Origin of the sequence: Pseudomonas fontis, from assembly GCF_028656955.1 — a bacterium.
Lineage (GTDB): Bacteria > Pseudomonadota > Gammaproteobacteria > Pseudomonadales > Pseudomonadaceae > Aquipseudomonas > Aquipseudomonas fontis.
This window is the reverse complement of record NZ_JAMDGY010000012.1, coordinates 47,801-59,111: the sequence shown is the minus strand read 5'-3', so window position 1 is coordinate 59,111 and position 11,311 is coordinate 47,801. Positions and strand designations below refer to the sequence as shown.

The following is an 11,311-nucleotide window of genomic DNA, read 5'->3' as shown; positions in this document are numbered from 1 at the left end:
AAGGAAAAGCGGGCAAGCAGATCGTCTGTGCCGTGATGCGCAAAATGCTGCATATCGTCTTTGGGGTGCTGAAATCGGGACAACCTTATGACCCGAAGTTAGCACTTGCCCGGTGACGGGCAAGACGGTATCTACGGGCAATGCCCGGTATTATTCGACCGTGGTGTCGAACTGATCCTTGATGTACTTGATCTCGGTACGCCCGTGCGGTGCCGGCAGGCCGTCTTCACCAAGGTTGACGAAGACCATCTTGTCGACGGTCAGGATGCTGCGCCGGGTGATCTTGTTGCGCACTTCGCACTTGAGGGTGACCGAGGTGCGGCCAAACTCGGTGGCGGTGATGCCCAGCTCGATGATGTCGCCCTGGCGCGAGGCACTGACGAAGTTGATCTCGGAAATGTACTTGGTCACCACGCGCTGGTTGCCCAGTTGCACGATCGCGTAGATCGCCGCCTCCTCGTCGATCCAGCGCAGCAGGCTGCCACCGAACAGGGTGCCGTTGGGGTTGAGGTCTTCCGGCTTTACCCATTTGCGAGTGTGAAAATTCATGACTGCTCCTGATCGTCTTGCCCATCGATGCCGGTAATGATGGCAGAGCCTGACCCACCCCTCCATTTATCATCGACTATCGTCTCGATTAATCGACAGAAAGCCTTGGGCAGTTGCACGCACGCAGCTATAATCGCCAACGCTTGAAAAACGGTCATCTGCACTGGATACCGTTCCCGCCACCTGTCCGAGGGGCGCTGCAGCAGGTTCTACCTGTCAGGCTCGGATGGGGCGTTGTTTGCCAGGCTTGCCTGCGAACACTAAACGCACAACGGCGCCCATTCGCACTTAACGAATGGAGGCTCTTCATGAGCGCTGTAAACACGCCTGCTGGTTTTACCGATTTCAAGGTCGCTGACATCTCCCTGGCCGCCTGGGGACGTCGCGAAACCATCATCGCCGAATCGGAAATGCCGGCACTGATGGGCCTGCGTCGCAAGTACCTGCAAGAGCAACCGCTCAAGGGCGCCAAGATCCTCGGCTGCATCCACATGACCATTCAGACTGCCGTGCTGATCGAAACCCTGGTTGCCCTGGGTGCCGAAGTACGCTGGTCGTCGTGCAACATCTTCTCCACCCAGGACCAGGCCGCTGCCTCCGTTGCCGCAGCCGGTATCCCGGTGTTCGCCTGGAAAGGTGAAACCGAGCAAGAGTACGAGTGGTGCCTGGAGCAGACCATCCTCAAGGATGGCCAGCCATGGGACGCCAACATGATCCTCGACGACGGCGGCGACCTGACCGAGCTGCTGCACAAGAAATACCCAGCCGTGCTGAACCGCGTTCACGGCGTGACTGAAGAGACCACCACCGGCGTTCACCGCCTGCTGGACATGCTGGCCAAGGGCGAGCTGAAAATCCCGGCCATCAACGTCAACGACTCGGTCACCAAGAGCAAGAACGACAACAAGTACGGCTGCCGTCACAGCCTGAACGATGCCATCAAGCGCGGCACCGACCACCTGCTGTCCGGCAAGCAAGCGCTGGTCATCGGCTACGGTGACGTGGGCAAGGGCTCGGCCCAGTCCCTGCGTCAGGAAGGCATGATCGTCAAGGTCACCGAAGTCGACCCGATCTGCGCCATGCAAGCCTGCATGGACGGCTTCGAGCTGGTTTCGCCGTTCATCGACGGCATCAACACCGGCACCGAAGCGAGCATCGACAAAGCACTGCTGGGCAAGATCGACCTGATCGTGACCACCACCGGCAACGTCAATGTCTGCGACGCCAACATGCTCAAGGCCCTGAAGAAGCGCGCCGTGGTCTGCAACATCGGCCACTTCGACAATGAAATCGACACCGCTTTCATGCGCAAGAACTGGGCATGGGAAGAAGTGAAGCCACAGGTACACAAGATCCACCGTACCGGCGCGGGCGACTTCGACCCACAGAACGACGACTACCTGATCCTGCTGGCCGAAGGCCGCCTGGTGAACCTGGGCAACGCCACCGGCCACCCAAGCCGCATCATGGACGGTTCGTTCGCCAACCAGGTCCTGGCGCAGATCTTCCTGTTCGGCCAGAAGTACGCCGACCTGTCCCCAGCCCAACAGGCCGAGCGCCTGACGGTTGAAGTGCTGCCGAAGAAACTCGACGAAGAAGTGGCCCTGGAAATGGTCCGCGGCTTCGGCGGCGTGGTCACCCAACTGACCTCACAGCAAGCCGAATACATCGGCGTGACTGTCGAAGGGCCGTTCAAGCCACACGCCTACCGCTACTGATGGGCCAGAGCCGGTGACGCCACACAGCGTCACCGGCTTTTTTCTGTGTATTCGGTTTACCAGGATTTCGTTATGTCTCAGGAACGTCGCTACAGCTTCGAGTTCTTCCCGACCAAGACCGATGCTGGACATGAAAAACTGCTCGCCACCGCCCGTACGCTGGCCAGCTACAACCCGGATTTCTTCTCCTGCACCTACGGTGCCGGTGGCTCGACCCGCGACCGCACGCTGAACACCGTGCTGCAGCTGGAGAGCGAAGTGAAAATCCCTGCTGCCCCGCACCTGTCGTGCGTCGGTGACAGCAAGGAAGACCTGCGCAGCCTGCTGGCCCAATACAAGGCCGCCGGGATCAAGCGCATCGTCGCCCTGCGCGGCGACCTGCCATCGGGCATGGGCATGGCCAGCGGCGAGCTGCGCTACGCCAATGACCTGGTCGAGTTCATCCGCCAGGAAAGCGGTGATCACTTCCATATCGAAGTGGCCGCCTACCCGGAGATGCACCCGCAGGCGCGCAACTTCGAAGACGACCTGCGCAACTTCGCGCGCAAGGCCAACGCCGGCGCCAACAGCGCGATCACCCAGTACTTCTTCAACGCCGACAGCTATTTCTACTTTGTCGAGCGCGTGCAGAAGCTGGGCGTGAACATCCCGGTGGTGCCCGGCATCATGCCGATCACCAACTACAGCAAGCTGGCACGCTTCTCCGACGCCTGCGGCGCCGAGCTGCCACGCTGGATCCGCAAGCAGCTGGAAGCCTACGGCGACGATGTGCAGAGCATCCAGGCCTTTGGCGAAGAAGTGATCAGCACCATGTGCGAGCAACTGCTGCAAGGCGGCGCACCGGGCCTGCACTTCTACACCCTGAACCAGGCCGATCCTAGCCTGGCGATCTGGAACAACCTCAAGCTGCCACGCTGACGGTTGCGGCACTGCCCCGCTTTTTTTGCCGGGGCAGTCGCCACTTCTCCACCGCAGCACTAGCCTTGGCGCAGTGCTCCGTCGTACTCTCCCGCCATGCCCGATTTCGCTCGTCTGCTGACAGCCCTGCTCTTCACTTGCCTGAGTACCTTCGCTCATGGCGAGAAGCTGCGCATCGTTACCGATGCCTGGCCGCCGTATGTCTACGAAGAACTCGGCGAGGTCAAAGGCATCGACTACGAAGTCACCGCCGAGGTGTTCCGTCGTTTGGGTGTCGAGGTGGACTGGCAACTGCTGCCGTGGAAGCGCTGTCTGGCGATGCTCAACCAGGGCCTGGCCGATGGCGTGCTGGACATCTTCCAGACCGAGGAGCGCGATAGCCAGCTGTTCTACCCCAACGAGCCGCTGTCCGAGGTCGAGTTCGTGCTGTACCAGGCCACTGCCCGGCCGCACCCGGTGAAAACCCTGAGCGACCTGGACAACCTTACCGTCGGCACCTCGCCCGGCTACACCTATGACCCGGCCTTCAGCGAGTCCAGCGCGTTTCGCCGCGAACCTGCCCCTACCCATGAAGCCAACTTCGGCAAGCTGCTGCTGGGGCGCATTGACCTGTTGATCACCGACCGCCGCGTCGGCCGCTACCTGATCAAGCAACTTGGCCTGCAAGGCCAGGTCACTGAGCTACCCTTGGTGGTAGACAGCAAGAGCCAGTACCTTGCGGTGCGCCGCAATGTCGCCATGGACCTGCTGGCCCAGCGATTCGCCGCCGAGCTCAAGCGCTTCAAGCGTGAGCCGGCCTATGCAGAGCTGAGCGCACGCTATGCCAATGCCGATATTGCCTTTCCACGCACCGTTGAGCAGCAGGAAAGCAGCACGCCCTGAATGCTCTGTTATACTCCGGCCTTCCCGCCAGGCTTACGCCCGGACGCTCGGCCTTGCAAAAGGCATCCTGACAGGCAGGAGCGCGTGCCAAGAGCCCGCCCGCCACCCCCGGATGCGCATTGAAAGCCCAGCTGGACCGGACGCGATAGCATCAGCCGATGCCCGTCGCGCCAGGCAAGATCATCCCATAGGGCAAAGCCCCCATTAGAACAGGATTACTCATGTCCTTTGCTTCCCTCGGTCTCTCCGAGGCTCTAGTCCGCGCTATTGAGGCGGCGGGCTATACCCAGCCTACTCCGGTGCAACAGCGGGCCATTCCCGCCGTGTTGCAAGGTCGCGACCTGATGGTCGCGGCACAGACAGGTACTGGTAAAACCGGCGGTTTCGCGCTGCCGATCCTTGAACGCCTGTTCCCCGGTGGTCACCCAGACAAATCCCAGCGTCACGGCCCGCGCCAACCGCGCGTGCTGGTCCTGACGCCGACCCGCGAGCTGGCTGCCCAGGTGCACGAAAGCTTCAAGGTCTACGCCCGCGAACTGAAGTTCGTCAGTGCCTGCATCTTCGGCGGCGTCGGCATGAACCCGCAGGTTCAGGCCATGTCCCGTGGTGTTGACGTGCTGGTGGCCTGCCCGGGCCGCCTGCTCGACCTGGCCGGCCAAGGCAGTGTCGACCTGAGCCACGTCGAGACCCTGGTACTGGACGAAGCCGACCGCATGCTCGACATGGGCTTCATCCATGACGTGAAGAAGGTCCTCGCGCGCCTGCCAAGCAAGCGCCAGAACCTGCTGTTCTCGGCGACGTTCTCCAAGGACATCACCGACCTGGCCGACAAGCTCCTGCACAACCCGGAGCGCATCGAGGTCACGCCGCCGAACACCACGGTCGAGCGCATCGAACAGCGTGTCTATCGCCTGCCATCCAGCCACAAGCGTGCCCTGCTCGCTCACCTGATCACTCAGGGTGCCTGGGAGCAAGTGCTGGTCTTCACCCGCACCAAGCACGGCGCCAACCGCCTGGCCGAGTACCTGGAAAAGCACGGCCTGACCGCTGCTGCGATCCACGGCAACAAGAGCCAGAACGCCCGCACCAAAGCCCTGGCCGACTTCAAGGCCGGCACTGTGCGGATCATGGTTGCCACCGACATCGCCGCCCGTGGCCTGGACATCGACCAACTGCCGCACGTGGTCAACTTCGAGCTGCCGAACGTCGAGGAAGACTACGTTCACCGTATCGGCCGTACCGGCCGTGCCGGTCGCTCGGGTGAAGCCATCTCGCTGGTAGCCCCGGACGAAGAGAAACTGCTCAAGAGCATCGAGCGTGTCACCCGCCAGAAGATCCCGGATGGCGACCTGATGGGCTTCGATTCCTCGGCAGTAGAAGCCGAGAAGCCGGAAACCCGTGAGCCGCGTCCGCAGAACAACCCGCGTGGTGGCCGTGGCCAGCGCGCCGATGGCGGAAGTGCCGGCAGCGGTGGTCGCAAGGACAAGGGCAAAGACAAAGGTAAGGAAAAGGACAAACCGGCAGGCGATAAGTCTTCTGAAAAGGCCGCAAGTGGCCGTCAGGAGCGCAAGCCGCGTGACAATAAGCCTCGTCAGCCCCAGTCTGCCCAGGCCGCTACCAACCCAGCACAAGGCGCTCGCGCGTCGGGCAATCGTGATCCGGAAGAATTCCTGGATGACGACGTCGACAACTTCGGCAACCGTGCCGACTACGTCAGCCCTTACCAAGGTAAAGGCGGCCAGGGCCGCAACCGCCGTCCGGGCGCACCTGCCCAGGCCGGTGCTGGCAGCCAACCTGCCGCTGGTCAACCGCCACGTGCGGGTCAACCGCGCAGCAACGGCGGTGGCGCCCCACGTGGCGGCGCTGGTGCTGCTGGCAGTACTGGCGAGAAGCGTGGTGGTGGCGGTGCTCGCAATGGCGGCGCCGGTGGCGCACGCGATGGCCAGCCACGTCGCGAAAGCAGCAACAACCGCAATCGCCGCCCGGCCCGTGACGACCAGCCGCGTCAGGAGCCAGCGGTGCGCAATCCGCGTGAAGGCCAGCCGCAGCCGAAGATCATGCACAAGGAATCGAAGATCGACCGGTTCCCGACTGCTGAGCAACTCGAGCAGTTGCCAAGCCGCCCACGCGGCGAGAAGCCTGCATTGCTGACCCGCAACCGCTGATTCCAGTGATTGCGTAAACGACAACGCCGCCCCTAGGGGCGGCGTTGTCGTTTGTGGCAGCACTGTCTTCACAATTTTGTAGCCGCTGCCGACAGGCTGCGCTGGAGCCCGTGAGGGCTCCCAAAAACGGCGCCTGCTGTGCAGGCGAGCGCAGCCTGGCGGCAGCGGCTACGTGGATCAAGTGCACAGCACTTGCATGACGCTCTCGGCCGCATCGCCGGCAAGGCCGGCTCCCACAAGATCAGCTACAGCTGGGTGTTACTTCTGCTTCACGCCTTCCAGCGAGATGTCCAGGTCCAGGGTCTGCGAAGCAGGGCCTGGGCCTTTGATGCCGAAGTCGTTCAGGTTCAGCGTGGTGGTGGCGTTGAAGCCAGCGCGCTCGCCACCCCATGGGTCCTTGCCTTCGCCAACGAAGGTTGCCTTGAACACTACCGGCTTGGTCACGCCGTGCAGGGTCAGGTCACCGCTCACATCAGCCGTCTTCTCGCCAGTCGTCTTGACGCTGGTGGAGACGAACTTGGCCTCTGGGTACTTGCTGACGTCCAGGAAGTCCTTGCTGGCGATGTGCTTGTCACGCTCTGCGTGGTTGGACCAGACGCTGGCGGTCTTCAGGTCGACAGCGATCTTGCTGGCTTCAGGCTTGGCCGCATCCCAGCTGAAGGAGCCGTCGAAGTCCTTGAAGGTACCGTGGATGAAGCTGTAGCCCAGGTGGCTGATTTTCCAGTCAACGAAGGCGTGTTGGCCTTCCTTGTCGATCTTGTAGTCTGCCGCCATCGCCTGACCGGCCGAGAACAGTGCGGTACCGAGCGCCAGCGCGGCAAAAGTCTTTTTCAACATGCGTCTATTCCTTTGAAGTTGAGGTTGAACATCAAGCTTTGCGGCCCAGCATGCGGGTCAGGGTCGCGTCACGGTCGATAAAGTGGTGCTTCAATGCTGCCAGGCCATGCAGGCCGGCGAAAATCACCAACCCCCACGCCAGGTAGAAATGGACTTCCCCGGCAACGTCTGCCTGGTCAGGCAGGTTGCTGATCAGTGCCGGTACTTCGAACAGGCCGAACACCGGAATACCGGCACCGTCGGCGGTGGAAATCAGGTAACCGGCGATCATCACGCCAAACAGGCCCAGGTACAGTAGCCCATGGCCCGCCTTGGCGGCGAAACGGGTGAAGGCGCCATGGTTGGCGGGCGCGGGTGGCGGCGGGCTGACAAAGCGCCAGAGCAGGCGCAGCAGCATCACGGCCAGCAGGGTCAGGCCAATGCTCTTGTGCAGGTCAGGTGCGGTGTGGCGCCACGAGCTGTAGTAGTCCAGCCCGACCATCCACAGGCCCACGCCAAACAGACCGAACACTACAAGGGCCACGCCCCAGTGCAGGACGATACTGACCAGACCGTAGCGAGAAGAAGAGTTGCGCAGTTGCATAGCCGTGTTTCCCTGTAAGACCTGTGCTCAAGACTAACGACTTATCTATCGAATTAAAGCGGAAAATTTCGCTTTGAAGTATCGAGAAATATGATGATAAGTGTGCTGCGAACGGGTTAAGGAAACATTAACGGCGATGGGAAGGTGGTAATGGGGCTGCTGCGCAGCCCTTCGCGGGACCAGCCCGCTCCTACAGATGATGCCTGTGGGAGCGGGCTGGTCCCGCGATGAGGCCTTGGACTATTGCGCCTTGGCCTGAGCATCAGCCGCCGGTTTTTTCACCGGCTGCGCTTTTACCTGAGCCTTGGCCGGGGCTGGCTTGGCCGGGGCCTTTTTCGCCGGTTCAGCCTTGGCGACCGGCTTCTTCACGGGTGCGGCCTTGGCTGGCGCTGCCTTGACCGGCGCAGCTTTCACCGGCTCCTCTTTCGCCACAGGAGCCACTGGCGCCGCAGGTACTGGCGCTGGTGCCGGCGCAACTGCCGCTTCAGCCGGTTTCACCGCGGCCTTGGCAGGCTGCTCATCGCCACCGCCAAACAGCCGCGAGAAGAAGCCTGGCTTGCTTTCCTGTGCTTTCGCTTCGGTCTTCACCGGCTCCGCCTTGGGCTTGTCGGACGAGCCGCCGAACAGGTTGGAGAAGAACCCGCCCTTGTTCGCCGCCACTGCGCCAGCAGCCGCTGCTGCTGCAACCGGTGCCGCCTTGGCCACGTCGAACGACTTGCCAGCGGCCATTTCCTGTACCTGGATGGCCGCACGCTGACCGCTGCGCAGCGCGCCTTCGAGGGTGCCTGGGTACAACGCATCGGTGTGTTCGCCAGCGAAGGTAACGCGCTGCACCGGGCGCTCCCACAGGCGCCAGAACTTGCTGATCTGCCCTGGGCCGTAAGCCAGGTAAGCACCGCCAGTACCCGCATCGGTGCTGTAGCGGCGCACTTCATAACCGGTAAACGCACCACGTGCCTGCGGGTAGAACGCATGCAGGCGGATCAGCACCTGATCGACCATCTGCTTATCGCCGAAGGCCTGCAGCAGGCGCGCATTGTCACCCGACAGGTTGATCACCACGTTGGCGCCACCCTTGAGTGCAGGCTCGATCCACAGCATGCCCAGGCCGGTGTTGCTGTAGATCTCCCCGGACATCCGCGCGCGGCTTTCCCAGACCGGGGTCTTGAACTTCAGCATCAGCTGGTCGCGCCAGCCGTAGTTGGTGCCCTTCAGCGCCGCCAGGTGCTGGTTGTCCAGGCCCGGGGTCATCTGGATCTTCGACAGTGCGCGCAGCGGCACGGCCATCACCAGGTAATCCGCCTGGTAGCCGACACCACCGACCTTGACGGTGACGCCGTCCTTGTCCTGGACGATGGCGGTGACCGGCGAGCTGGTCTTGATGGTTTTCAGCTGCTTGACGAAGGCCTGGGCCAGCACCGTGCTGCCGCCGGGCAGACGGGCGGCGCGCAGGTCACGGTCGTCGATGCCACGGTAGACGCGGGTCTGCTGGGCGAAGTAGAGCAGCGACAGACGCGATGGCTCGTCATAGCGCGTGCGGATCTGCTGGTTGACCAGCTGGCGCGCGGTGGCTGGCAGTTGCAGCTTGTCCAGCCAGTTGGAGACGTTGATCTGGTCGAGGGCGAACAGGGTGCTGTTGGCGGCCGGGTTTTCCGGGTCGCTGATCGAGCGGGCCAGATCGTCCAGGGTCTTTTCGTAGCGCTTGAGCGCTTCGGCGGTGGCCGGCTGCTTGGTGGCCAGGTCGCTGGCGCTGAAGTACTCGCCGTCGATCAGGTAGCCGGGGCTGCGGACAAATTCCGGGGCCGGCAGGGTGCTGAGCTTGAAGGTGTCGAGGTACTTGTTCAGGACCGGTTGGGTCTTGCTGTTGCCGATCCATTCGCTGGTGGCCAGGCCGGAACGTCCGCCCATGCCCGGCTTGGCTTCCAGCAGGGTGACCTGCCAGCCCTTGTTCTGCAGCTCATAGGCCGCCGTAAGGCCGGCCAGGCCGCCGCCGATGACGATGGCCGTTGGTGGCTTGGAGGCCGCCATGGCCCCCGCGCTGAACAACCCTATTACAACCAGCGCACAGGCGCGTAGCCAACCAGCAGACATGGGGTGAACTCCGGATCAAAAAAGGGCAGATAACGCGGGGAAGAACACCCCGAAAAAAGCTGTGCGAAGAATACGCCAGGGCGGGCAACCCCGCCAGTAAGCTCAGCGCCCAAGCTGACCACCTGTTATTTCTACCAGGTAGTCACGGGCACTCATTTGGATAACTATCTCCCTGCATGCCGGCACCTTTTCACCAGGAGAGACGGAAATGGAAATTACCGGATTCGAAGGATTTGAAGGAAACGTAAAGACAAATTTCAACACAGGGGAGACCTACACTTCTCGCATTGGCTTGAAATACACCTTGACCACGGATACTGGGAATGGTGCCACCCCCTCGGGATTCCGCGACCCTGTCAAAGATGGCTTCGGTGATACTGAGCTAGTCGTTGGAGACCTGAGCAGGGTAAAAATAGGATTTGGCAGAAACGTAGAAAAATTCAGCCTTAAATACTATGTAATCACTGACTACACTGAAAAAGACCTAGCAGACGAGTTCCCCGATCAGGTAGGGAAAATTGACCTTAGTAAAATAACAACAAAAAATTTCGACTTATTCTACACCCTCAGATTTATTGGCAATAAAAACGATGAAACCTATACAGGCCCGATCGCAACATTACCCTCAGAAGTCACATTCAACGAATTCCCCTTTCATACACTTGAGATCAGCACAACACGCGCCGGCACTGCTCATTTCGATGTTTTGAGATGGACCCAATCGGCGAGTATCTGATGATGGAATTTCGAATGGCATGACATTACGTTCATGTACGCCACGCTGCCTTCTGCCTTGGCTATTTTAGGCATACCAGTGCTCTGGCTTCCACGACGCCCAAGCATGCGCTAACCGATGAGCACTGGCAATAACTAGGCACCTGGTATTTCTACCAGTAGCCGCAAAATAATTTCTGCGCAAATATTAACTCAGCCACTTACTTTCTCACCAATAGAAAGTAACGGCCACAAACGTGCAAGTACTCACCCTATTCTTAGCGAGAAATCAAACCATGATCGTTTCCTCTCCACGCTGTAACCAGCACCCGCACAACACCCCAGTAAAACGTGCCACCGCGATCTTTGGCAAAAAGTACAAGTTCAATGAAATCAACACCGATTTCGACATCGTCCGCGACACCATCTTTCTGACCCTCATCCTCGACGACTCGGCTGATGATATGGTTGAGCTCAGCTTTGACGCTAACAGCCGCAACGGTGCACCTCACTCCGTAGAGGACCCAGGTGTCGGTGTGTATGTAAGGGTCCGCAATGAGCGATGGGGCAACTTTGGCGGCACTGTCTCCTGCACCTACAACGCAGCAACTTCCCAGGCCAAAGGCACATTCAAACTCTTCAACAAAGACAGTACGCAACCGTATGACTTGATTGAAGGCGAGTATGATATTTTCGTGGCACGGTAAGATTAAACATTGGCCGTAGGTCTTTGTAAGTCTCGCCCATTTCACAACATCACCCCAGGCACTCATCGGTCCCTGGGGTGATGTTTTTAATAACCACGCCGCACACCATCCCTTGTCCTCTCCCCTCGCATTGCATAGGCTTGCCCG

Annotated in this window: 10 protein-coding genes, 1 pseudogene and 1 riboswitch; of the genes and pseudogenes, 7 read left to right on the top strand and 4 right to left on the bottom strand. The window is 60.6% G+C overall.

What is annotated here, in order from left to right; translation table 11 throughout:
• Positions 1–116 (top strand): annotated as a pseudogene (locus tag M5G11_RS27515) (IS110 family transposase); the annotation flags it as partial.
• Between the two features lie 34 nt (positions 117–150).
• On the opposite strand, the gene M5G11_RS04375 reads toward M5G11_RS27515, so the two are convergent.
• Positions 151–549, bottom strand: a complete 399-nt coding sequence (locus tag M5G11_RS04375; RefSeq protein ID WP_273912433.1) for an acyl-CoA thioesterase — start codon at positions 547–549, stop codon at positions 151–153.
• Between the two features lie 183 nt (positions 550–732).
• Positions 733–836, top strand: a riboswitch (S-adenosyl-L-homocysteine riboswitch).
• A gap of 21 nt (positions 837–857) precedes the next feature.
• Between M5G11_RS04375 and ahcY the strand changes: the two genes are divergently transcribed.
• From ahcY to M5G11_RS04355, 4 genes are all read left to right on the top strand, one after another.
• Positions 858–2,267 (top strand): adenosylhomocysteinase, encoded by a 1,410-nt coding sequence (gene ahcY, locus M5G11_RS04370; RefSeq protein WP_273912434.1) that lies wholly within the window; start codon positions 858–860, stop codon positions 2,265–2,267.
• A gap of 72 nt (positions 2,268–2,339) precedes the next feature.
• A complete protein-coding gene (metF, locus tag M5G11_RS04365) occupies positions 2,340–3,185 on the top strand; it encodes a methylenetetrahydrofolate reductase [NAD(P)H] (RefSeq protein ID WP_273912435.1) in 846 nt (281 codons plus the stop codon).
• A gap of 96 nt (positions 3,186–3,281) precedes the next feature.
• The gene (locus M5G11_RS04360; RefSeq protein ID WP_273912436.1) at positions 3,282–4,067 is read left to right on the top strand and encodes a substrate-binding periplasmic protein; all 786 of its coding nucleotides are present in this window, start codon (positions 3,282–3,284) and stop codon (positions 4,065–4,067) included.
• A gap of 221 nt (positions 4,068–4,288) precedes the next feature.
• Entirely contained in the window at positions 4,289–6,232 is a 1,944-nt protein-coding gene (locus M5G11_RS04355) for an RNA helicase RhlE2 (RefSeq protein WP_273912437.1), read from the top strand.
• Positions 6,233–6,490: 258 nt separating this feature from the next.
• Here M5G11_RS04355 and M5G11_RS04350 read toward each other — a convergent pair whose 3' ends face one another.
• From M5G11_RS04350 to M5G11_RS04340, 3 genes are all read right to left on the bottom strand, one after another.
• The gene (locus tag M5G11_RS04350) at positions 6,491–7,069 is read right to left on the bottom strand and encodes a YceI family protein (protein WP_273912438.1); all 579 of its coding nucleotides are present in this window, start codon (positions 7,067–7,069) and stop codon (positions 6,491–6,493) included.
• Between the two features lie 31 nt (positions 7,070–7,100).
• Complete coding sequence (locus M5G11_RS04345) at positions 7,101–7,652, bottom strand: cytochrome b (RefSeq protein ID WP_273912439.1); 552 nt, start codon at positions 7,650–7,652, stop codon at positions 7,101–7,103.
• Positions 7,653–7,892: 240 nt separating this feature from the next.
• Positions 7,893–9,743, bottom strand: coding sequence for a flavin monoamine oxidase family protein (locus tag M5G11_RS04340; protein ID WP_273912440.1), 1,851 nt, complete (start codon positions 9,741–9,743; stop codon positions 7,893–7,895).
• Between the two features lie 208 nt (positions 9,744–9,951).
• On the opposite strand from M5G11_RS04340, the gene M5G11_RS04335 reads away from it, so the two are divergent.
• Complete coding sequence (locus tag M5G11_RS04335) at positions 9,952–10,479, top strand: hypothetical protein (protein WP_273912441.1); 528 nt, start codon at positions 9,952–9,954, stop codon at positions 10,477–10,479.
• Between the two features lie 274 nt (positions 10,480–10,753).
• Positions 10,754–11,164 carry a hypothetical protein gene (locus tag M5G11_RS04330; protein WP_273912442.1) on the top strand — a complete coding sequence of 137 codons (411 nt, stop codon included), beginning with the start codon at positions 10,754–10,756 and terminating at the stop codon, positions 11,162–11,164.
• Positions 11,165–11,311 lie beyond the last annotated feature (147 nt).

What these genes read in the sequence shown, in the direction of transcription:
- M5G11_RS04375 (WP_273912433.1), bottom strand. Translation starts at nt 549, where the DNA reads ATGAATTTTCACACTCGCAAATGGGTAAAGCCGGAAGACCTCAACCCC.
- M5G11_RS04340 (WP_273912440.1), bottom strand. Translation starts at nt 9,743, where the DNA reads ATGTCTGCTGGTTGGCTACGCGCCTGTGCGCTGGTTGTAATAGGGTTG.
- M5G11_RS04345 (WP_273912439.1), bottom strand. Translation starts at nt 7,652, where the DNA reads ATGCAACTGCGCAACTCTTCTTCTCGCTACGGTCTGGTCAGTATCGTC.
- M5G11_RS04360 (WP_273912436.1), top strand. Translation starts at nt 3,282, where the DNA reads ATGCCCGATTTCGCTCGTCTGCTGACAGCCCTGCTCTTCACTTGCCTG.
- M5G11_RS04355 (WP_273912437.1), top strand. Translation starts at nt 4,289, where the DNA reads ATGTCCTTTGCTTCCCTCGGTCTCTCCGAGGCTCTAGTCCGCGCTATT.
- M5G11_RS04335 (WP_273912441.1), top strand. Translation starts at nt 9,952, where the DNA reads ATGGAAATTACCGGATTCGAAGGATTTGAAGGAAACGTAAAGACAAAT.
- metF (WP_273912435.1), top strand. Translation starts at nt 2,340, where the DNA reads ATGTCTCAGGAACGTCGCTACAGCTTCGAGTTCTTCCCGACCAAGACC.
- M5G11_RS04350 (WP_273912438.1), bottom strand. Translation starts at nt 7,069, where the DNA reads ATGTTGAAAAAGACTTTTGCCGCGCTGGCGCTCGGTACCGCACTGTTC.
- ahcY (WP_273912434.1), top strand. Translation starts at nt 858, where the DNA reads ATGAGCGCTGTAAACACGCCTGCTGGTTTTACCGATTTCAAGGTCGCT.
- M5G11_RS04330 (WP_273912442.1), top strand. Translation starts at nt 10,754, where the DNA reads ATGATCGTTTCCTCTCCACGCTGTAACCAGCACCCGCACAACACCCCA.